This is a genomic window from Thioclava sp. ISO4 (assembly GCF_058105145.1).
In genome coordinates this window covers 2,605,126-2,626,933 of the sequence record NZ_CM176571.1, presented here as the reverse complement: position 1 = coordinate 2,626,933, position 21,808 = coordinate 2,605,126, and the positions used below count along the sequence as shown (strand labels likewise).

Genomic DNA, 21,808 nt, shown 5'->3' with positions numbered 1-21,808 from the left:
CCGGCTGCGCCTCGGGCTCATGCTCCGCTGCGGCTTCGATCTCTTGTGACAGGCGGTCGGGTCTTAAGGAAGGCTTAAACTTTCTAATGGGTTAACGGCCCGGAGTGTTTCCAGTCCGGGCCGTTCGATAGGGTCTGACTTTGGGGTCGCGCGCTCAGAAATCGTCCAGCTTGGGCCGTGTGCCGATCGAGACGTGGTCGATATCTTCCAGCGCGAAGCCCTTTATGATCGAGGGGATCATCATCGACACGAGGATGAAGATCGGCAGCCCCACGACTGTGATGACCTGCTGCAGCGCGGTCAGTCCCGCATCGCCCGCCAGCATGATCAGCATCGCCGCGACGAGGCCCTCTGCCGCGCCCCAGAAGACGCGCTGATGGACCGGGCCGGGGGTCGGCGTGCCGGTGCAGAGCATATCGACCACCAGCGAGGCCGAGTCCGAGGAGGTCGCGAAGAAGATCGCGACCACGATCACGGCGATGCCCTGGACGATATGGACGAAGGGGAAATGCTCGAAGAAGGCGAACATCGCGAGCGGCACGCTATCCGAGACGGCCTGCGACAATTGCCCCGCCTGATCGCCCATCGCATCGCGTGCGGCTTGACCGATCCCGTCGAACTCCATCGCCTGCCAGCCGAAGATCGCGAACCAGATCAGGGTAAACAGCGACGGCGCCAGCAGCACGCCGAAGACGAATTCGCGCACCGTGCGCCCGCGCGAGATGCGGGCCACGAACAGCCCGATGAAGGGCGACCACGTCACCGTCCAGGCCCAGTAGAACACCGTCCACGACCCTTGCCAGCCCCAGCCGGGCGTGTCGGGGTTCTCATTGGCCAGCATGTCATTCCAGAAGGCCAGATGCGGCAGGTTGGTGAGATAGAGGCCGACGGTCTGCACGATCCCGCGCAGCAGGAACAGCGTCGAGCCGAAGATCAGCACGAAGACCATCAGCCCCACGGCCATGCCGATATTGATGTTCGAGAGCAGCTTCACGCCCTTGTCGAGCCCTGCCACGATCGAGGTGATCGCAACGGCGGTCAGCGCGGTGAGGATCGCGATCTTGACGAAGGTCCCGTCACCCGTGCCCAGAAGCGCGTTCAGACCGGCAGCGATCTGGCTGGAGCCGAGGCCGAGCGAGACGGCCACGCCGAACAGCGTGCCGAGGATCGAGGCGATGTCGATCGCCTTGCCGATCGGCCCGTTGATGCCTTCTTTCAGCAGCGGATAGAACACCGACGACACCCGCACCGGCGGGTCGTAGCGGTTGATGAAATAAGCAAATCCCAGGCCGGGCAGCGTGAAGATCGTCCAAGTATGCAGGCCGAGGTGATAGACCGCGATGGAGATCGCGTCTTTCGCGGCCTCGTCGGAATAGGGCGCTACGCCCGGCAGCGGCGGCTTGGAGAAATGGCTGATCGGCTCGGCCACGCCCCAGAACATCAGCACCGTGCCGATGCCGCCTGCGAAAAGCATCGTGAACCATGACAGGTTGCCGTATTCCGGGCGGCTGTCCTTGGGCCCGAGCCGGATATGGCCGTAGCGCGAGATCGCGGCCCAGATCAGGAAGCCCAGCCAGACATTGACGCCGAGAATGAAGAACCAGCCGAGCTTGGCGACGATCCAAGAACGGCCCGTGGCGAACGCATCGCCAATCGGGCCGGGGAAGATGACAAGCGCGAGCACGAAGAGGATCGTGAAGCCTGCCGATACGAAGAAAATGGTCGGGTCGGTTCTCAGACCGAGCCTGTCTGCAAAGGCTTTCATGAAACTCTCCCTGTTTCCAATAGTGCAACCGCAACGGGTGGCTTCAGGGGTGGTTCCGGGCAGATGGGGCGTTGAAGGAAAGAAAAATGCAAACGGCCCGGCGCGTGGTCCGGCCGCAACATAGGATCGCGTTTGCAATCAGGAGGTGGGTCGGGAGCGGAACAGCTTCTTGTTCGCGCCTTTGCCAAGCGCCATGCGCAGGCCGAAGTTCCAGACGTCGAACCTGTGCTGAAACAAGAAAAAAGCCCCCGTCCTTGCGGAGCGGGGGCTTGATGTCATTGCTTTTTGCGAAGCCGTTCGGAATTGGGAACAGCCTTCGCGGGATCAGCTTTCGCTATCCGGCGTGCCGCCGTCACCCGACGTGTCCGGCGCGTCCGGTGCATCGGTCGACCCTTCGGCGTCGGCGTCCAGATCGTCGTCCTCGCCCTGATCGGCGATCCGCGCGACCGAGACCACGACCTCGCCCTTGGCGGTGTTGAACACACGCACGCCACCGGCAGAGCGCGAGCGGAAGGAGATGTCTTCCACCGGGCAACGGATCGACTGACCCGTCGAGGTGGCGAGCATGATCTGATCGCTCATCTCGACCGGGAAGGAGGCCACCAGCGGACCGCCCCGCATTGCCTTGTCGATCGCCGTCACGCCCTGACCGCCGCGACCGCGGGTCGGGTAGTCATGGCTCGACGAGATCTTGCCCGAGCCTTTCGAGGTGATCGTCAGGATCAGATCCTCGGCGGCGGACATTTCGGCATAGCGTTCCATCGACAGCGGCCCCTCGGCCACGGCTTCCTCGTCCTCGTCGGGCTCGACCTCGTCCTCGGTCACGCCCGCCATCAGGCGACGTTGCTTGAGATAGGCCGCGCGCTCTTCCGACGTGGCCTCGAAGTGGCGGATGACCGACATCGAGACGACCTCGTCATCGCCCTTCAGCTTGATGCCACGAACGCCGACCGAGTTGCGCGAGTTGAACACGCGCACTTCCGGCACGGGGAAGCGGATCGCGCGACCGCTGGCGGTGACCAGCATCACGTCGTCGTCCTCGGAACAGATGCGCGCATTGATCAGGCGCATGCCTTCGTTCTCGTCTTCGAATTTCATCGCGATCTTGCCGTTGCGCATGACGTTGGTGAAATCGGACAGGCGGTTGCGGCGCACAGTGCCCTTGGAGGTCGCGAAGACCATCTGCAGGTCGTCCCATTCCGCCTCGTCGCGATCGACCGGCGTGATCGCCGCGATCGAGACGCCGGTGGGGATCGGCAGGATGTTGACGATCGCCTTGCCCTTGGACTGGCGCGAGCCGAGCGGCAGCTGCCAGCACTTCATTTTGTAGACCATGCCGCCGGTCGTGAAGAACAGAAGCTGCGTATGGGTGTTGGCGACGAACAGGGTGGTGACCGTGTCGTCATCCTTCAGCGCGCCGCCGGAAAGGCCCTTGCCGCCGCGCTTCTGCGAGCGGAAATCGGCCAGCGGCGTGCGCTTGATGTAGCCGCCCTGCGTGACGGTCACGACCATGTCTTCGCGCTCGATCAGGTCTTCGTCGGCCATGTCGCCGGCCCAGTCGATGATCTCGGTGCGGCGCGGCACGGCAAACAGCTCGCGCACTTCGCGCAGCTCGTCGGCGATGATGGCCATGATCCGCTCGCGCGAGGCGAGGATGGCGAGGTATTCGCGGATCTTCTCGGCCAGTTGCGCGAGTTCGTCCGTGACTTCCTTCACCCCGATCTGGGTCAGACGCTGCAGGCGCAGATCGAGGATCGCGCGGGCCTGCGTCTCGGACAGGTTGTAGGTGCCGTCATCGTTGACCGGATGCAGCGGATCGTCGATCAGCTTGAGATATTCGACGATGTCATGCGCGGGCCAGCGGCGCTCCATCAGGCGCGCGCGGGCTTCTGCCGCATCTGCCGAGGAGCGGATGGTCGCCACGACCTCGTCCACGTTCGACACCGCGACGGCCAGACCACACAAGACATGGCTGCGCTCGCGCGCCTTGCGCAGTTCGAACGCGGTGCGGCGCGCGACAACTTCCTCGCGGAAGCTGATGAAATAGCTGAGGAATTGGCGCAGCGTCAGCTGCTCGGGGCGGCCACCGTTCAGCGCCAGCATGTTGCAGCCGAACGAGGTCTGCATCGGCGTGAACCGGTAAAGCTGGTTGAGCACCACATCCGGCGTCGCGTCGCGCTTCAGCTCGATCACGACGCGCACGCCGACGCGGTCGGATTCGTCGGCGATGTTCGAGATGCCTTCGAGCTTCTTCTCGCGCACCAGATCGGCGATCTTCTCGATCATCGCCGCCTTGTTCACCTGATAGGGAATCTCGTCGAGGATGATCGCGAAGCGGTCTTTGCGGACTTCCTCCACGCGGGTCTTCGCCCGGATGATGACCGAGCCGCGCCCTTCAAGGTAGGCCTTGCGCGCGCCGCCGCGGCCCATGATCTGGCCGCCGGTGGGGAAGTCGGGGGCGGGGACGATCTCCATGATCGCCTCGTCCGACATGTCGGGGTTCTCGATCAGCGCCAGCGTGGCGTCGCAGACCTCGCCGAGGTTATGCGGCGGGATGTTGGTCGCCATACCGACCGCGATGCCGCCCGCGCCGTTGACCAGCATGTTCGGGAAGCGCGCCGGAAGCACTGTCGGCTCTTGCTGCTTGCCGTCGTAGTTGTCCTGGAAATCGACTGTGTCTTTCTCGATATCGGCGAGAATGTAATTGGCCGGTTTCGCCATGCGCACTTCGGTGTAGCGCATCGCAGCCGCGTTATCGCCATCCATCGAGCCGAAGTTGCCCTGACCGTCCAGAAGCGGCAGCGACATCGAGAAGGGCTGCGCCATCCGCACCAACGCGTCGTAGATCGCGGCGTCGCCATGCGGGTGATACTGACCCATCACGTCGCCGACCGGACGTGCCGATTTGCGATAGGGCTTGTCGAAGGTGTTCCCGGTCTCGTGCATCGCGAAGAGAATGCGCCGATGAACGGGCTTCAGACCATCGCGCAGATCGGGGATAGCGCGGCTCACGATCACGCTCATCGCGTAATCGAGATAGGCGGTTTTCATCTCGTCCGCGATGGACACAGTGGGGCCGAGATAAGCGGGCCGCCCGGGGCCTTCTTCTTCGGTTTCCGGCGGTTCAGGAGTGTCGGTCACGCGCGCCTCGATATTCTAGATATTGTTGTGGAACCTTATAAAGGCCGCAAGCGGCGGGTGCAATCATGGAGAAGGCCCCGGCGGGTGCGCGGGGCCTTCTTCGTGACGTCAGCTAGCGGTGATCCGGTGCGGCGCGGGCCGCAAGCGATCACGCTTCGCGCGCGGCGCGCTTACGCTCGTGCGGATCGAGGTGCAGCTTGCGCAGGCGGATCGATTTCGGCGTGACCTCGACGAGTTCGTCATCGTTGATATAGGCGATGGCTTCCTCGAGCGACATCCGCGTCGGCGGGGTCAGGCGGACCGCTTCATCCGTGCCCGAGGCGCGGACGTTGGTCAGCTTCTTGCCCTTGAGCGGGTTCACTTCGAGATCGTTTTCGCGCGAATGCTCGCCGATGATCATGCCGGTGTAGACCTGCTCCTGCGCACCGATGAACAGCTTGCCGCGCTCTTCGAGGTTCCACAGCGCGTAGGCGACCGAGGTGCCGTTCTCCATCGAGATCAGCACGCCCTGACGGCGGCCGTCGATCGGGCCCTTGTAAGGGGTCCAGCCATGGAACAGGCGGTTGAGCACGCCCGAGCCGCGCGTGTCGGTCAGGAACTCGCCCTGATAGCCGATCATGCCGCGCGAGGGGACATGGGCCACGATGCGGGTCTTGCCACCCTCGGCGGGGCGCATCTCGGCCAGCTCGCCCTTGCGGTAGCCGGTCAGTTTCTCGATCACGACGCCGGAATATTCCTCATCCACGTCGATGATGACTTCCTCGATCGGCTCCATGCGCTGGCCGTCTTCCTCGCGGAAGATCACCTTGGGACGCGAGATCGACAGTTCGAACCCTTCGCGGCGCATGTTCTCGATGAGAACGCCCATCTGGAGTTCGCCACGGCCCGAGACCACGAAAGCCTCGCCGCCGGGGGTGTCCTCGACGCGGATCGCGACGTTGGTTTCGGCCTCTTTCATCAGGCGGTCGCGAATGATGCGCGACTGGACCTTCGAGCCGTCCTTGCCGGCGAGCGGCGAGTCGTTGATGCCGAAGGTCACCGAGATCGTCGGCGGGTCGATCGGCTGCGCGTCGATCGGGGTGTCGACTTCGGGCGCACAGAGCGTGTCGGCCACGGTCGCCTTGGTCATGCCTGCGACGGTGACGATGTCGCCTGCGACGGCTTCGTCGATCGGCTGCTGCGACAGGCCACGGAAAGCGAGGATCTTGGTGCAGCGGAAGGCCTCGATGCGGTCGCCCTTGCGCGACAGCGCCTTGAGCTGATCGCCGACTTTCAGCGTGCCCGCCTCGATGCGTCCCGTGAGGATGCGCCCGATGAACGGGTCGGCCGAGAGCGTGGTGGCCAGCATCTGGAAGGGCTCGTCGGCGCGGAATTCCTGCTTCGGCGGCTCGACATGCTTCAGGATCAGATCGAACAGCGCGTCGAGGTTCTCGCGCGGGCCGTCGAGTTCTTCGTCGCACCAGCCGCCGATGCCGGAAGCGTAGAGATGCGGGAAGTCGAGCTGCTGCTCATCGGCGTCGAGGTTCGCGAAGAGGTCGAACACCTCGTCGAGCGCGCGATCGGGCTCGGCGGCGGGCTTGTCGACCTTGTTGAGCACCACGATCGGCTTCAGACCGAGCGCGAGCGCCTTCGAGGTCACGAATTTGGTCTGCGGCATCGGGCCTTCGGCCGCGTCCACCAGCAGCACAACACCGTCCACCATCGACAGGATACGCTCCACCTCGCCGCCGAAATCGGCGTGGCCGGGGGTGTCGACGATGTTGATGCGGGTGCCTTTCCACTCGACCGAGGTGGCCTTGGCGAGAATGGTGATGCCGCGTTCGCGTTCGATGTCGTTGCTGTCCATCGCGCGTTCGGCGACGGCTTGGTTTTCACGGAAAGCGCCCGATTGGCGCAGAAGCTGGTCCACGAGCGTCGTCTTGCCGTGGTCCACGTGAGCGATGATCGCAATGTTGCGAAGGTCCATGGGAGGTCGTCCTGTTCTTGAGTTGCCCCGCCCATAAAGGAAAGATTGCCTCTCGGCTAGCCCCCAGCGCGGCAATCCCGCCGCGATGCGGCATCACGTCAGTGGAAATGCGATTTCGAGAACAGGTTGATCACGATGATCCCCATCAGAATCAGCGCGATCCCGATCAGGGCGGGCAAATCCAGCCGCTGATTGAACATCAGCCAGCCCACGCCCGCGATCAGAACCATGCCGATCCCGGACCACAGCGCATAGGTGATCCCGAGCGGCAGTACCTTCAGCACCAGCGTGAAGAAATAGAGCCCGCCGATGAAGCCCACCGCCACGCCCACCGTCGGCCAGAAACGCGTGAATTGCTGGCTCGCCTGCAGACAGGCCGAGCCGAAGGTCTCGAAGGCGACCGCGATGAGCAGGAAGAGGTAGGTGTTGAACATGCCCGGCACTTTGCCGGATCACTCGGCGATATACCAGTCGCGACGGTGGTTCATCGCAACGATAAAGTTCAGCACCAGCGCGCCCAGAAGCGAGTAGAGCACCAGCGGCGGCGCGAGGATGAAGCTCGCGATGACAAACAGGCACAGGTCATGGATCAGCTGCGTCCAGCCGGCGCGGAAGCCGAACTTGTCTTGCAGGATCACGGCGACGATGGAGACACCGCCAAGGCTGCCCTTGTGGCGGAAGAGGCCGAGAAGGCCGACGCCTGCCGAAATGCCGAACAGCACGGCGGCCACGGCGGGGTGAATTTCCGCGACATGCAGCACGGGCTTGAGCGCCTCGGCCATCAGCGAAACGAGCGTCACGGTCACGAGGCTTTTCAGCGCGAAGCCTGCGCCGCGCGCATAATAGGCGAAGGCGTAGAAGGGGATGTTGATCACGAAGAACACGCCCCCGAAGCTGAACCCGGTGATATAGGACAGGATCAGCGCGGCGCCCGCGGTGCCCCCGGTCACGAGGCCCGCGGCGCGCAGCAGGTGGATCCCGAGCGCGGCTTGGGCTGCGGCCACGACGAGGCCCTGCAAATCCTCGAGCTTCGAGTAATGCGGACGGGTCGCCTCTTTGGCTGCGATCTGGTCGGCGGTGATATGTGCGTCAGTGGTCATGACCCACTAATAGGACATAATAGCTGACCTACCAAATCGCTGGGCGCAGGTCGGCTTTGCATCGCGCGAAAGGGTCGGGGCAGGGTGCGCGGACCCGTTGCCCGCAGATCACGCCCGGATCAGGTGGCGATATAGCGGTCGCGGCGGTGGTTGATTAGGATGATCACGTTCAGAACCATTGCGCCCAGAAGGGACCACAGCACCTTGTCGAGCGGCAGCACGAAGAGCGCGAAGAGGAACACGCCGCAATCGAACAGGATTTGCGTGCGGCCCGCTTTGAAACCGGTCTTGTCCTGCAGATAGAGCGCCACGATCCCCACGCCGCCGAGGCTCGCGCCGTGGCGGAACAGCGCCAGAAGGCCCGCGCCCGAGACGACGCCCGCCAAGATAGCCGCCGCGCCGGGGTGAAGGGTGGCGAAGCTCAGAAGGTTCGGAAGAATCTCGGTAAATACAGACAGGATGGCGACCGCGATCACCGTCTTCACCGTAAATCGCTTCCCCATCCGGCGGAAGGCCAGCCAGTAGAAGGGCAGGTTGAGCGTGAAGAAGATCGCACCGAAGCTCCATCCGGTGACGTAAGACAGCACCAGCGACAGCCCCGCGATTTGACCGGTGAACAGCCCCGCGCCATGCAGCAACGACACCGACAGCGCCACCAATAAGGTGCCGGTGAGAAGCCCCTGGGTGTCCTCGGGCAGGGTGTGGCGGTGCGGGTCTTGGATACGGGTCTCGCTCATGGCGCTCAGATGCCACGCGGCAACGCCAAGCGCAAGAACTGAGGCGCATCGGCAACAGAGGTGTCCAAATACCTGCGAGTCACAGTCGCGTGAGTTGCCGCCTTGTCTGCGATCGGGCCATGTGGCGTCATTCGCATTGCCCAATACAAGAGGAGGGCCGCCATGATGTCATATCGCCAAGCCCTCGCATCGCAGTGCGAAACCCGTATCGGTTTTTCGGGCACCACTCGCGTCGCACGACGCCAGGACTGACCCTCCCGATACGCCCCGGGGCCTAGGCCCCACTCCCGCAAACTGACCCGATTTCTGCGTCCCGACCCTGTCGCGACGCATCCTGGCCGCGCTCTCGCGGTCCCCGTCGGGTCTTCTTTCACATCAGTAGAAGAAAGGCCGGTTGCGGGCGGGGTCCCGCGCCGGGACATGACATGATCCAGACTCTCCAGCGTCCGAGCGACGCATTCACCATCGAAGCCACGATCGCCAAATTCGGCGCAGGCAAAGTTCTCCGTGCGGCGCTGTTTGCGCTGATCGCGCGTGGCGGTAAACCGCGCCCGCACGATGCGGGGCAACTCAGCGACCACTTGCGCAGAGATATCGGGCTCGGGCCCGCCGAGCCTCCGCCAGAGCCGTGGAGCATGATGCGGTAAGAGAAAGGGCCGGGCGTGTGATGCGCCCGGCCCATCCAAGGAGATGAGGGACGCGCCCGACCTCGGGTGGGCGCTGTGCCTCGTTCGTGGTTTGGCGCTTTATCGTGCAAGCCCGAATGACATGCGTGCCTGCGGAGACGCCGTCAATGCGCCCTCCCGGGGGGAGGTCGGGCGCGGCCCGGGGCTGGTCGCCCCGTGCCAGTTGGACTGCAGCCGCCTCGCCAAATGAAAAAGGCGGGGAGAGCCCCGCCTTCCTCAACCCGTTTCGCGCGCTTTACAGCGACAGCGACTTGTTCAGGTATTCGTCGATCTTCTCGAGGAAGCCCATCGTGGTCAGCCATTTCTGATCGGGGCCGACGAGCAGCGCGAGGTCCTTGGTCATGTGACCGTCCTCGACCGCCTGCACGCAGACCTTCTCGAGCGTTTCCGCGAAAGTCTGAAGCTGTGCGTTGTCGTCCAGCTTGGCGCGGTGCTTCAGGCCACCGGTCCAGGCGAAGATCGAGGCGATGGAGTTCGTCGAGGTCTCCTTGCCCTGCTGATGCTGGCGATAGTGGCGCGTCACCGTGCCGTGGGCTGCCTCGGCTTCCACCGTCTTGCCATCGGGCGTCATCAGGATGGAGGTCATCAGGCCCAGCGAGCCGAAGCCCTGCGCGACCGTATCCGACTGCACGTCGCCATCGTAGTTCTTGCAGGCCCAGACATAGCCGCCCGACCATTTCAGCGACGACGCCACCATGTCGTCGATCAGGCGGTGCTCGTACCAGATGCCCGCTTCCTTGAACTTCTCGGCGAATTCTTCCTCGAAGACCTGCTGGAACAGATCCTTGAAGCGCCCGTCATAGGCCTTGAGGATCGTGTTCTTGGTCGAGAGGTAGACCGGCCAGCCCTTCAGCAGACCGTAGTTCAGCGAGGCCCGCGCGAAGTCGATGATCGACTTGTCGAGGTTGTACATGCCCATCACGACGCCCGCGTCGGGGGCCTTGAACACTTCCTTCTCGATCACCTCGCCATCGTCGCCCACGAATTTCAGCGTGATCGTGCCCTTGCCGGGGAAGCGGAAATCGGTGGCCTTGTACTGGTCGCCATAGGCGTGACGGCCGACGACGATCGGCTTGGTCCAGCCCGGAACGAGGCGCGGGACGTTCTTGCAGATGATCGGCTCGCGGAAGATGACGCCGCCGAGGATGTTGCGGATCGTGCCGTTGGGCGAGCGATACATGCGCTTGAGGTTGAATTCCTCCATGCGCGCCTCGTCGGGGGTGATCGTCGCGCATTTGACGCCGACGCCGTATTGCTTGATCGCCTCGGCCGCATCGACGGTGATCTGGTCGTCGGTCGCGTCGCGGCTCTCGATGCCGAGGTCGTAATATTTCAGGTCGATATCGAGATAGGGCAGGATCAGCTTCTGCTTGATGAAGTCCCAGATGATACGGGTCATCTCGTCGCCGTCGAGTTCGACGACGGGGTTGTCTACCTTGATCTTGGTCATGCGCGTTCCTTCCATATGCTTTGGGCCGATGTCGCGGGCCAAACCCACGGGCCAAACCCACGGGCCAAATTCACGGGTTCGTGTTCCGGGGAGCCGGGAATCGAAAGGGGCGGCCCGCGCCGCCCCTTCTGTCTCAGTGCTCTCAGCCGATGATGGCGTTGAGCGTTTCGCTCGGGCGCATCACCGCGGCGAGCTTTTTCGGATCGGCGTGGTAGTAGCCGCCGATATCGGCGGGCTTGCCTTGGGCGGCTGCCAGTTCGGCCACGATCTTCGCTTCGCCATCGGCCAGCGCCTTGGCGATGGGGGCGAATTCGGCGGCCAGCTCGGCATCGCTCGATTGCGCCGCCAGCGCGTCGGCCCAGTAGCGGGCGAACCAGTAGTGGCTGTCGCGGTTGTCGGGCTCGCCGACCTTGCGCGAGGGCGAGCGGTCATTGTCGAGAATGCCCTGCGTCGCGGTCTCCACGGTTTCGCCCAGCACGCGCGCCTTGGCGTTGTCGGTCTGGTCGGCGAAGAACTTGAAGCTCTCGCCGAGGGCGCAGAATTCGCCAAGCGAGTCCCAACGCAGGTGGTTTTCTTCCACCAGCTGCTGGACGTGCTTGGGTGCCGAGCCGCCCGCGCCGGTCTCGAACAGACCGCCGCCCTGCATCAGCTTCACGATCGAGAGCATTTTGGCCGAGGTGGCAAGCTCCAGGATCGGGAACAGGTCGGTCAGGTAGTCGCGCAGCACGTTGCCGGTGATCGCGATGGTGTTCTCGCCCTTGGTGATGGTCTCGAGCGAGGCGATGGTCGCCTCACGCGGGGCCATGATCTCGAACTTGTCGGCCACGCCTTTGGCCTCCAGGATCGGCTTCACGAAGGAGATCAGCTCCGCATCGTGGGCGCGGCTTGCGTCGAGCCAGAAGATCGCGCGGTAGCCGGTCGCTTTCTGACGGTCGATGGCGAGGTTCACCCAGTCTTCGATCGGCGCTTTGCGGGCCGAAGCCGAACGCCAGATGTCGCCCTTCTTCACGTCATGCGAGTGCAGAACCGTGCCGTCGTCCAGAACCATCTTCACGGTGCCGTCGGCGGGGATCTCGAAGGTGGTTGGGTGCGAGCCGTATTCCTCGGCTTTCTGCGCCATCAGGCCGATGTTCTGAACGGTGCCCGCGGTGGCGGGGTTCAGTTTGCCGTTGGCTTTGAAATACTCGATCGTCGCATCGTAGACCGGCGCGTAGGAGCTGTCCGGGATCACGCAGACGCAGTCGTGTTCCTTGTTGTCCGGACCCCAGCCTTTGCCGCCAGCGCGGATCAGCGCGGGCATCGAGGCGTCGATGATGACGTCGGAGGGCACGTGCAGATTGGTGATGCCCTTGTCCGAGTTCACCATATACATCGGCGGGCGCTGATCGCGGACCTCTTCGATCGCGGCGAGGATTTCCGGCTCGCCTTTGACGCGCTCCAGCAGGTCGCCCATGCCCGAGGCCGGATCGACGCCGAGCGACTTCATCTTGTCGCCGTATTTCTCGAAGACCGGCTTGAGCCATTCCTTCACCGCGTGGCCGAAGATGATCGGGTCGGAGACCTTCATCATCGTCGCTTTCATATGCAGCGAGAACAGGACGCCTTCGTCCTTGGTCTTCTTGATTTCCTCGGCGAGGAAGGCATCGAGCTTGTCAGCCGACATGTAGGTCGCATCAACCACGGTGCCTTCGGGATAGCTCACGCCGTCCTTCAGAACGGTCTCGCCATCGGCGCCTTCCAGAACGATCTTCGCGGTGGACGCCTTCGGCAGAGTGGCCGAAACTTCGTTCGAGAAGAAATCGCCCTCCGACATGGTGGCCACGCGGGTCTTGCTGTCGGCGGTCCACTCGCCCATGCGGTGCGGGTTGTTCTGCGCGAATTTCTTCACGGCGGCGGCGGCGCGGCGATCCGAGTTGCCCTCGCGCAGCACCGGGTTCACGGCCGAGCCCTTGATCGAGTCGTACTTCGCGCGGACGGCTTTTTCCTCATCCGTCTTCGGCTCTTCGGGATAGTCGGGCAGGGCGTAGCCCTGACCCTGCAGCTCGCGCACGGCGGCGACCAGCTGCGGCACCGAGGCCGAGATGTTCGGCAGCTTGATGACGTTGGCCTGCGCCGTCTTCACGTAATCGCCGAGCCATGCCAGATCGTCCGACTGGCGCTGCTCTTCGCTGAGCGCTTCGGGGAAGGTGGCGAGGATACGGCCCGCGAGCGAGATATCCTTGGTGCCGACCGAAATCCCGGCCGCTTGCGCGAATTTGCGGATGATCGGCAGCAGAGATGCGCTCGCCAGTTCCGGGGCCTCGTCGACCTTGGTGTAAATGATGTCAGGAGTGTTCTTGTCGCTCATGGCACAGCCCTCTTCGGTTGAAGCCTCGGTTTGCTGCCTCTTACCCGATTCAGATGCGCTTGGCTAGACGGTATGCGATTGTATACGGAGGTTCCGCGAAATCCCCGAGGAACCCCGGCGGAATAGGGGGTGAGGGCCGGGCGCGGTCTTCAGCTGCGCGCCGCGAACCAGCCTTCGACCTTGGCGCGCACCCAGTCCCATACCGCAGGCGCGCCACGGGCGATCTTGGTGCCGATGCGCTCTTCGAGTTGCGGAAAGCTCACGTCGTACTCGATCCACGACCCGCCGCCCGACTGGTGGTTGAGCAGCACCGGCTGCACCCGGTCGAGCGATTTGGCGAAGATCGCGTCGGGGCTCTCGTTGGCCTCGAATTCGAGCCAGAGCGCCAGCATCTGTGCCCCCTGATCCTCGGGCAGCAGCCCGAAGATACGTTCGGCGGCGGCGGCTTCGGCTTTCTGGATGTCTTCCGCGCCATGCGCCGTGCCGCCCTTGGAATGGATCGGCACATCGCCCACGTCGATCTCGACCAGATCGTGCAGCAAAAGCATGCGGATCACCCGGTCGATCGAGACGCCTTCGGGCGCCTGCTCGGCCAGCGTCATCGCATAGAGCGCGAGCGACCAGCTATGCTCGCCCGAATTCTCGGGGCGCGAGGCGTCATGGATCGGCGTCGCGCGGGTCACCGATTTCAGTTTCTCGGCCTCGGCGAGGAAGGCGAATTGCTGGTCGAGCCGGGTCATGTGCGTCTCCAGAGCCGGGGTAGAAGCAGAAGCAGCGCCACGAAGGCGAAGAGACCGCCAGCGCGCCAGCTCAACGCGCGGTCGGTATAGCCGGAACAGTCGAGGTTCGGCGCCGCGAAGGCGTAGAACAGGACCGTGGCGAGAATCGAGAAGACGACGATGCCCATCCCCAGAACCGGCGGGATCGCGCGGTTCGCGGCCGCGAGCAACAACCCGGTCCAGCCCAGCCAGAGCGGAGCCACAACGAGGATCAGATGCATCGGGTTCGCGAGGAGTTCGCCGAGGCCCATGACCAGCGCCGCGCCACGCGAGGACGCGCCGCTCCACTCTCCGTCGCAAATCATGTGGCTTGCATGAAAGGCTGTCGCGATGATCAGCGACAGGGCGAGGGAGAGGGCTGCTGCGAAAACGACGCGCGCGGCCCCCGGGCTCATGATCCGGTCCCGGAGTCCGGTGTCTTCGCCGCTGCCTGCGCCCGCTTTTCCAGTTCCACCAGCTTGCGCTCGAAGAATTCGCGGCCCCGTTGCTCGGCCATATGCAGGCGACAGGCCGTGATATAGGCCTCCTGCAGCGAGGGCGACGACGTGCCGATATAGTTGCTCACCTCCATGAAGAGGCGATCGTCGTCGTATTTGCGCATCGCCTCCATCGTGTCGGTGGCGAGCTTCTCGGCCAGTTCGTCGATCAGCGCCATTAGCGCGTGCCCTCCGTAAGGCGGCGGCGGACATAGGTCTGAACCGTGTCGATCATCGGCTGCATATGGGCTTCTTCGTTCTTGAAGAAGTGATCCGCGCCTTCGATGACCTCATGGGTGATCGTGATGCCCTTCTGCTCCTGCAGCTTGGAGACCAGTTGCTCGGTCTCTTTGGGCTGCGCGATCCGGTCGTTCGTGCCGTTGATGATCAGACCCGAGGACGGGCAGGGCGCGAGGAAGGAATAGTCGTAATTGCCGGGGCCGGGCGACGAGGGGCCGGGCGGGGCCACGGAGATGAAGCCGGTGATCTCGGGGCGGCGCATCAGAAGCTGCATGCCGATCCACGCGCCGAAGGAATGGCCCGCGACCCAGCAATGCTTCGAATTGGGGTTCATCGTCTGCAGGTAGTCCAGCGCCGAGGCGGCATCGGACAATTCGCCCACGCCCTGATCGTATTCGCCTTGGCTGCGACCCACGCCCCGGAAGTTGAAGCGCAGAACGGTGAAGCCCATTTTGAAGAAGGCGTAATGCAGGTTGTAGACGACGCGGTTGTTCATCGTGCCGCCGAATTGCGGGTCGGGGTGCAGAATGATCGCGATCGGCGCGTCGGGTGCGGGCTGCGGGTGGTAGCGCCCCTCGAGGCGACCTTCGGGACCGGGAAAAATGACTTCGGGCATCGTCTCTCGTTTTTATTGCGCCAGCTCTGGGTTCCTTGGGCGCCTGCGCTCCTGCCTTTCTTGACGGGTCGGCGCGGCTGGCCTAGGAGAAAGCCTCCCCCGGCGCCATGCCGGGAGATCGGGCATTGGTGGAGGTAATCGGCCCTCGCGCTTGCGTCAATGCTTTAGCAATGATTCACTCCTGCGCGGGCGGTGTTTTCGAGCCGATTTTCGGCTAAATACGGGTTCGGATGGGTCTCGGGCCGAGGAGGGTGCATGAAACTGTCGACGAAAGGCCGTTACGCGATGGTCGCGCTGGTCGATCTGGCGCTGGCGGGCGAAGGCAGCCGGACCTCTCTGGCGGCGCTGTCCGAGCGTCAGGATATCTCGCTGCCCTATCTGGAACAGCTCTTCGTGCGGCTGCGCCGGGCGGGGCTGGTGAATTCGGTGCGCGGCCCGGGCGGCGGCTACCGGCTGGCGCGTTGCCCGTCGGAGATCCGCATCTCGGAGATTTTCGAAGCCGTGGACGAGACCGTCTCGGCGATGCATGTGGGCGCTGGCGCCTCGGGCGCGATTTCGGGCTCGCGGGCGCAGTCAATGGCGAACCGCCTCTGGGAGAGCCTGTCGGCGCAGGTCTTCGTCTTCTTGCACCAGACGACGCTGGAAGATGTGGTGAAGAACCGCATGAAACCCTGTCCGGCCGTGCCGAGCCTGTTTTCGGTCGTCGACGAGTAACTCCCACCGCCGGGGCGTGATGGCCTTTCGCGGACGCTCCGCGGGGGATATTTTTGCCAAGTCGAAGGCGCGCCCTTTCTTCTGGGGCGCGGCTGCCCTATCCCCGCCGCAGCTATCCGACATTTAACCAAGCGGAGCGTATCATGGCGCGCAGCTATCTCGACTGGAACGCGACAACCCCGCTGAGATCCGAGGCCCGCGCGGCGATGATCGAAGCGATGGATGTGGTGGGCAACCCGTCATCGGTGCATTCCGAGGGCCGGGCCGCGAAGGCGCTGATGGAGCGCGCGCGGGCTCAGGTCGCGGCGGCTTTGGGGGCCGAGGGGCAGGATGTGATCTTCACCTCCGGCGCGACCGAGGCGGCGGCGCTGGCGCTTGGCGGGCGCGAGGTGCATTGCGCGGGCGTCGAGCATGACGCGATCCGCAGCTGGTGCGTCGAGGATCTGCCCGTCGATCGGGCAGGGCGGATCACCGTCTCAGATCCGGCAAATTCGGCCCTGCAACTGGCCAATTCCGAGACCGGCGTGGTGCAGGATCTGCCCGAGGGGCTGTATCTGAGCGATCTCACCCAAGGCTTCGGCAAGATCCCGTTTGCGTTCAACTGGCTCGGCACCACCTGCGGCATCGTCTCGGCGCATAAGCTGGGCGGGCCGAAGGGCGTGGGCGCGCTGATCGTGAAGCGCGGTACGGATATCGCGGCGCAGCTCACAGGCGGCGGTCAGGAGATGGGTCGGCGGGCCGGCACGGAGAACCTGATCGGCATCGCGGGCTTCGGTGCGGCAGCCGAAGCCGCCTCGCGTGATCTTGAGGGCGGAATCTGGCGCGAGATCGAAAAACTTAGAAACATTCTAGAAAACGCCATTGCGGATCGGGCAAGCGAGACTATTTTTGTCGGGAATGAATCGCACAGGCTTCCGAACACCTCCTGCTTCATCACGCCCGGCTGGAAGGGCGAGACGCAGGTGATGCAGATGGACCTGGGCGGGTTCGCGGTTTCCGCAGGCTCCGCCTGTTCGAGCGGGAAGGTCAAAAGCTCTGCTGCGCTGGTCGCGATGGGCTTTTCGGAGACCGAGGCGGGATCGGCCTTGCGGGTCTCGCTGGGGCCGCAGAGCCGCGAAGAAGATGTCATGCGTTTCGCCGAACACTGGCTGAAATGCGAAGCGAAACACCGCGCACGGCGCGGGTAAGAGATGGGAGAGCCGGATATGGCGGGCGTTGATCAGGTGGAAGTACGTGAGGGCGTCGATCGCGAGACGGTCGAGACCGTCCAGAATATGGGCACCTACAAATACGGCTGGGACACCGATATCGAGATGGAATACGCGCCGAAAGGCGTGAACACGGATATCGTCCGCCTCATCTCGGACAAGAACAAAGAGCCCGAGTGGATGACCGAATGGCGTCTGCAGGCGTTTTCGCGCTGGGAAGATATGCCCAAGCCGAACTGGGCGCTGCTGAACGTCCCGGAAATCGACTTTCAGGACCAGTATTACTACGCGCGCCCGAAGAGCATGGTCGAGAAGCCGAAATCGCTCGACGAGGTCGATCCCAAGCTGCTCGCGACCTATGAGAAGCTCGGCATTCCGCTGAAGGAACAGATGATCCTCGCGGGCGTCGAAGGCGCGGAAGACATCAACCTCGAAGATCGCCAGATCGCGGTCGACGCTGTGTTCGACTCCGTCTCCGTCGGGACCACCTTCAAGGACAAGCTGGCCGAGGCGGGCGTGATCTTCTGCTCGATCTCGGAAGCGATCCAGGAACACCCGGAGCTGGTGAAGAAATATCTCGGCTCGGTCGTGCCGCAGGCGGATAACTTCTACGCCGCGCTGAACTCGGCCGTGTTCTCGGACGGCTCCTTCGTCTACGTGCCGCCGGGCGTGCGCTGCCCGATGGAATTGTCGACCTACTTCCGCATCAACGCGGAGAATACCGGGCAGTTCGAGCGCACCCTGATCATCGCCGACAAGGGCTCCTACGTGTCCTATCTCGAAGGCTGCACCGCGCCCAAGCGCGACACCGCGCAGCTGCACGCGGCCGTGGTCGAGATCATCGTCGAGGAAGACGCCGAGGTGAAATATTCCACGGTGCAGAACTGGTTCCCGGGCGATGAAGACGGCAAGGGCGGCATCTACAACTTCGTCACCAAGCGTGCCGATTGCCGCGGCGACCGCGCCAAGGTTATGTGGACACAGGTCGAGACCGGCTCCGCGATCACGTGGAAATACCCGTCCTGCATCCTGCGCGGCAATGAGAGCCAGGGCGAGTTCTACTCGATCGCCATCGCGAATAACTGGCAGCAGGCCGATACCGGCACCAAGATGATCCATCTGGGCAAGGACACCCGCTCGCGGATCGTGTCGAAGGGGATCTCGGCCGGTCAGGCGCAGAACACCTATCGCGGTCTCGTCTCGATGCACCCGAAAGCGACCGACTCGCGCAACTACACGCAATGTGACTCGCTGCTGATCGGCGACAAATGCGGCGCGCACACGGTTCCCTATATCGAGGTGAAGAACAACTCGAGCCGGGTCGAGCACGAGGCCACCACCTCGAAGGTCGATGACGATCAGCTGTTCTATTGCCGCGCCCGCGGGATGGACGAGGAAGAGGCCGTGGCGCTCGTCGTCAACGGGTTCTGCCGCGAAGTCCTTCAGGCGCTGCCGATGGAATTCGCGATGGAAGCTCAAAGCCTTGTGGCGATCTCGCTGGAGGGGAGCGTCGGGTGATCTTCACGCGCGCAAATATCGAAATTGCCGAGGATCTGCCGCATTTCGGGCATAATCCTTATGCATGTCTTAACCTGTCCAAATGGATAGGTGAGGGCCATGACGGTATCGAGCGCCAGTTTCAACGACCGCCTCGCGCGGATCGAGCAAACGCGGAAATCGGCGAAGGGCCGGATTCAGCTGCATATCGGGGATCAGGAAGCCTGGGTGGCGAACGATGCCGAGATGTTGCGTCAGGTCATGGCCAAGCCGCGTCACTCGCGGTTCGCTGTGCTGAAGGTCGTGCCGGCGCTGATGGTCGGGGTCTTGGGAATGGTGATCGTGACGGCGCTCAAGATGCGCTTTCTGACGCCGGAACTCGCCGAGAAAGTGGGCTCCAACCCGGATCTGGTCCTCGTGGTTGCGGCGGTGCTGACGGCCTGCGGGCTGGGTATGGTGCTGCGGCTCGCCTCGGTGAAGCTGATGGCGGTGCAATTGCTGGGCGTCGTGCTGGCCTTCGTGGGGCTGCACAATATCGCCTTCTGGGAACCGGATATGGCGGCGCTCGCCTTCACGCCCGACTGGGTGGAGCAGCAGACCGCGCATTTCGAGCCGCGCACCCTGCATTACGCCGAGACCACCATCCGCTTCTGACCCTTCGCGCGCCCGCCGCGGCCCGCATGGGTCGCCAAACGGGAGAGCGCGCATGATCGTCACCACCACCCCCACCATCGAAGGTCGCCCGATCGGGACCTATCATGGCATCGTCGTGGGCGAAGCCATCATGGGCGCCAATGTCGTCCGCGATATCTTCGCGCAGGTCACCGATATCATCGGCGGCCGCTCCGGCGCTTACGAATCCAAATTGCAAGACGCGCGCGCCACGGCGCTCGGCGAGCTTGAAGACCGCGCCCGCGAGCTGGGCGCGAATGCCGTTGTCGGCGTCGATCTCGACTACCAGGTCGTCGGCCAATCCATGCTTATGGTGTCGGCCTCCGGCACCGCTGTAACCGTATCCTGAGGAAGAACCATGCTTGATATCAAGAACCTGCACGTCAAACTGGAAGAAGAGGACAAGCAGATCCTCAAGGGCGTCAACCTGAGCGTCGAGTCCGGCAAGGTCCACGCGATCATGGGGCCGAACGGGTCGGGCAAGTCGACGCTGTCCTATGTGCTCTCGGGCCGCGATGGCTACGAGGTCACCGAAGGCGAAGCGCATCTCAACGACACCGACCTGCTGGATGCCGAGCCCGAAGAGCGCGCGGCGGCAGGCCTGTTCCTCGCGTTCCAGTACCCGGTGGAAATCCCCGGCGTCGGCAACATGACCTTCCTGCGCACCGCGCTCAACGCACAGCGCAAGGCGCGCGGCGAGGAGGAAATCTCGGCGGGCGACTTCCTGAAACTGGTGCGCGGCAAGGCGAAATCGCTCAAGATCGACGCCGACATGCTCAAGCGTCCGGTCAATGTCGGCTTCTCGGGTGGTGAGAAAAAGCGTAACGAAATCCTGCAGATGGCGATCCTCGAGCCGAAGATGTGCATCCTCGACGAGACCGATTCCGGCCTCGACGTCGACGCGATGCGTCTGGTGGCCGAAGGCGTGAACGCGCTGCGCGACGAGGGCCGTTCCTTCCTCGTGATCACCCACTACCAGCGCCTGCTCGACCATATCAAACCCGATGTCGTCCACATCATGGCGGATGGCCGCATCATCGAAACCGGCGGGCCGGAGCTGGCCCTCGAAGTCGAGAAGAACGGCTATGCCGACCTGCTCGCGAAACACGGGATCTCGGAGGTGATGGCGTAATGTCGGCAGTCGAGAAAATGACCCCCGCCGAGACGCGGCTGGCGCGCGTTTCTCTGCCCGACGGGTTCGGGCCGCAACGCCGCGCCGCGCTGGACCGTCTGACCGCGATGGGCCTGCCGGGCCGTCGCGACGAATACTGGCGCTGGACCAACCCGACCGATTTCATAGCGCCCGATCCGGTGCCCGCGGCGCCGTTCAGCGATGACGAGCCGGAGATTTTCGGCGATATCGATCGGCTCAAGATCGTGTTCCGCGACGGCGTGTTCGATGCTGAGGCCTCCGACGATCTGGCGATGTCCGGCGTCGAGATCCTGCGTCTGGCCGATGCGCCCGACGTGAACTGGGCCAGCAGCCTCTATGGCACGCTGGAAGCCAACGGTCAGGACCCGGTGAAGCGTCCCTTCGCGGCGCTCAACACGGCGTCCGCGACCGATGGTGTGCTGATCCGCGTGACCGGTGCCGCCGAGAAACCCGTGAGCCTGATTTACACCCATGAATCAGAGACTTCCGACCCGATCCTGCATCACCTCGTGAAGCTGGAAGAGGGCGCGGAGATCACGGTTCTGGAAAACGGCCCGGCGGGCGCGCGCTTCAACAAGCTGATGGAAGTGGACGTCGCCAAGGGCGCGAAATTCCAACACATCCGCGTGCAGGGCCGCGACCATGAGCGTCGGGCGATCACCTCGATCTTCACCCGCGTCGCGGAAGAAGGTCTGTTCAAGAGCTTCACGCTGACCTCGAACGGGGTGCTGACGCGCAATGAATGCGTGATCGACATCGTGGGCGACGACGCGAATGCCCATGTCGCGGGCGCGGCTCTTGGCGATGGCAAGACCGGCAAGTTCCACCACGACGACACCGTCTTCATCACCCACGGGGCCGAGCGCGGCGAGAGCCGTCAGGTCTTCAAGAAAGTGCTGAAGAACGGCGCCGAGGGCATCTTCCAGGGTAAGATCCTCGTGAAGCCGGGCGCGCAGAAAACCGATGGCTACCAGATCAGCCAGTCACTGCTGCTCGACGAGAACAGCCAGTTCCTCGCCAAGCCGGAACTCGAGATCTACGCCGATGACGTGCAATGCTCGCACGGCTCGACCACCGGTGCGATCGACGAGACCGCGCTCTTCTACCTGCGTTCGCGCGGCGTGCCGGAAGAGGAAGCCACCGCGCTTCTGGTTCTGAGCTTCGTGGCCGATGCCATTGAAGAGATTGAGGAAGAGCGGTTCCGCGATGCGATCCTGACCCGGTTGGAAGGGTGGCTCGCACGCCATCGCGGCTGAGGCGC

At 63.7% G+C, this 21,808-nt stretch carries 20 protein-coding genes; 8 read left to right on the top strand and 12 right to left on the bottom strand.

Annotated features, from left to right (window positions below):
- Window positions 1-154: 154 nt before the first annotated feature.
- The 6 genes from AC2TZ7_RS12910 to AC2TZ7_RS12885 all read right to left on the bottom strand — a co-directional run bounded on the left by AC2TZ7_RS12910 (window position 155) and on the right by AC2TZ7_RS12885 (window position 8,709).
- Window positions 155-1,765: a BCCT family transporter gene (locus AC2TZ7_RS12910; protein WP_489864543.1), complete on the bottom strand. Its 1,611-nt coding sequence runs from the start codon at window positions 1,763-1,765 to the stop codon at window positions 155-157.
- A 324-nt stretch (window positions 1,766-2,089) separates the two neighbouring features.
- A complete protein-coding gene (gene gyrA, locus AC2TZ7_RS12905; RefSeq protein WP_489864542.1) occupies window positions 2,090-4,906 on the bottom strand; it encodes a DNA gyrase subunit A in 2,817 nt (938 codons plus the stop codon).
- Window positions 4,907-5,054: 148 nt separating this feature from the next.
- A complete protein-coding gene (typA, locus tag AC2TZ7_RS12900; RefSeq protein WP_489864541.1) occupies window positions 5,055-6,872 on the bottom strand; it encodes a translational GTPase TypA in 1,818 nt (605 codons plus the stop codon).
- Window positions 6,873-6,970: 98 nt separating this feature from the next.
- Complete coding sequence (locus tag AC2TZ7_RS12895; RefSeq protein WP_489864540.1) at window positions 6,971-7,306, bottom strand: DMT family transporter; 336 nt, start codon at window positions 7,304-7,306, stop codon at window positions 6,971-6,973.
- An 18-nt stretch (window positions 7,307-7,324) separates the two neighbouring features.
- On the bottom strand, window positions 7,325-7,972 hold the full coding sequence (locus AC2TZ7_RS12890) for a YitT family protein (protein WP_489864539.1): 648 nt from the start codon (window positions 7,970-7,972) through the stop codon (window positions 7,325-7,327).
- 119 nt (window positions 7,973-8,091) lie between these two features.
- Window positions 8,092-8,709: a YitT family protein gene (locus tag AC2TZ7_RS12885; protein ID WP_489864538.1), complete on the bottom strand. Its 618-nt coding sequence runs from the start codon at window positions 8,707-8,709 to the stop codon at window positions 8,092-8,094.
- Between the two features lie 425 nt (window positions 8,710-9,134).
- On the opposite strand from AC2TZ7_RS12885, the gene AC2TZ7_RS12880 reads away from it, so the two are divergent.
- Window positions 9,135-9,356, top strand: coding sequence for a hypothetical protein (locus AC2TZ7_RS12880; protein WP_489864537.1), 222 nt, complete (start codon window positions 9,135-9,137; stop codon window positions 9,354-9,356).
- Window positions 9,357-9,630: 274 nt separating this feature from the next.
- Here AC2TZ7_RS12880 and AC2TZ7_RS12875 read toward each other — a convergent pair whose 3' ends face one another.
- From AC2TZ7_RS12875 to AC2TZ7_RS12850, 6 genes are all read right to left on the bottom strand, one after another.
- Window positions 9,631-10,845: an NADP-dependent isocitrate dehydrogenase gene (locus AC2TZ7_RS12875; RefSeq protein ID WP_078571048.1), complete on the bottom strand. Its 1,215-nt coding sequence runs from the start codon at window positions 10,843-10,845 to the stop codon at window positions 9,631-9,633.
- A gap of 142 nt (window positions 10,846-10,987) precedes the next feature.
- The gene (locus AC2TZ7_RS12870; protein ID WP_489864536.1) at window positions 10,988-13,192 is read right to left on the bottom strand and encodes an NADP-dependent isocitrate dehydrogenase; all 2,205 of its coding nucleotides are present in this window, start codon (window positions 13,190-13,192) and stop codon (window positions 10,988-10,990) included.
- 149 nt (window positions 13,193-13,341) lie between these two features.
- Window positions 13,342-13,932 (bottom strand): HD domain-containing protein, encoded by a 591-nt coding sequence (locus tag AC2TZ7_RS12865; RefSeq protein WP_489864535.1) that lies wholly within the window; start codon window positions 13,930-13,932, stop codon window positions 13,342-13,344.
- Window positions 13,929-14,366: a hypothetical protein gene (locus AC2TZ7_RS12860; RefSeq protein ID WP_489864534.1), complete on the bottom strand. Its 438-nt coding sequence runs from the start codon at window positions 14,364-14,366 to the stop codon at window positions 13,929-13,931. Before AC2TZ7_RS12860 ends, AC2TZ7_RS12865 begins: the two co-directional genes overlap by 4 nt.
- Window positions 14,363-14,626 carry a hypothetical protein gene (locus AC2TZ7_RS12855; protein ID WP_347432019.1) on the bottom strand — a complete coding sequence of 88 codons (264 nt, stop codon included), beginning with the start codon at window positions 14,624-14,626 and terminating at the stop codon, window positions 14,363-14,365. Before AC2TZ7_RS12855 ends, AC2TZ7_RS12860 begins: the two co-directional genes overlap by 4 nt.
- Window positions 14,626-15,303, bottom strand: a complete 678-nt coding sequence (locus tag AC2TZ7_RS12850) for an alpha/beta hydrolase (RefSeq protein ID WP_078540872.1) — start codon at window positions 15,301-15,303, stop codon at window positions 14,626-14,628. The genes AC2TZ7_RS12855 and AC2TZ7_RS12850 overlap by 1 nt, the downstream gene beginning before the upstream one ends.
- A 255-nt stretch (window positions 15,304-15,558) precedes the next feature.
- Between AC2TZ7_RS12850 and iscR the strand changes: the two genes are divergently transcribed.
- The 7 genes from iscR to sufD all read left to right on the top strand — a co-directional run bounded on the left by iscR (window position 15,559) and on the right by sufD (window position 21,803).
- Entirely contained in the window at window positions 15,559-16,017 is a 459-nt protein-coding gene (iscR, locus tag AC2TZ7_RS12845) for a Fe-S cluster assembly transcriptional regulator IscR (RefSeq protein ID WP_098411006.1), read from the top strand.
- A gap of 143 nt (window positions 16,018-16,160) precedes the next feature.
- Window positions 16,161-17,204 carry a cysteine desulfurase family protein gene (locus AC2TZ7_RS12840; protein ID WP_489864533.1) on the top strand — a complete coding sequence of 348 codons (1,044 nt, stop codon included), beginning with the start codon at window positions 16,161-16,163 and terminating at the stop codon, window positions 17,202-17,204.
- 18 nt (window positions 17,205-17,222) lie between these two features.
- A complete protein-coding gene (gene sufB, locus AC2TZ7_RS12835) occupies window positions 17,223-18,743 on the top strand; it encodes a Fe-S cluster assembly protein SufB (RefSeq protein ID WP_134332570.1) in 1,521 nt (506 codons plus the stop codon).
- A 99-nt stretch (window positions 18,744-18,842) separates the two neighbouring features.
- On the top strand, window positions 18,843-19,376 hold the full coding sequence (locus AC2TZ7_RS12830) for a hypothetical protein (protein ID WP_489864532.1): 534 nt from the start codon (window positions 18,843-18,845) through the stop codon (window positions 19,374-19,376).
- Between the two features lie 52 nt (window positions 19,377-19,428).
- Complete coding sequence (locus AC2TZ7_RS12825) at window positions 19,429-19,743, top strand: heavy metal-binding domain-containing protein (RefSeq protein WP_489864531.1); 315 nt, start codon at window positions 19,429-19,431, stop codon at window positions 19,741-19,743.
- 9 nt (window positions 19,744-19,752) lie between these two features.
- A complete protein-coding gene (sufC, locus tag AC2TZ7_RS12820; protein WP_489864530.1) occupies window positions 19,753-20,526 on the top strand; it encodes a Fe-S cluster assembly ATPase SufC in 774 nt (257 codons plus the stop codon).
- Window positions 20,526-21,803 carry a Fe-S cluster assembly protein SufD gene (gene sufD / locus AC2TZ7_RS12815; RefSeq protein ID WP_489864529.1) on the top strand — a complete coding sequence of 426 codons (1,278 nt, stop codon included), beginning with the start codon at window positions 20,526-20,528 and terminating at the stop codon, window positions 21,801-21,803. The genes sufC and sufD overlap by 1 nt, the downstream gene beginning before the upstream one ends.
- Window positions 21,804-21,808: the final 5 nt, after the last annotated feature.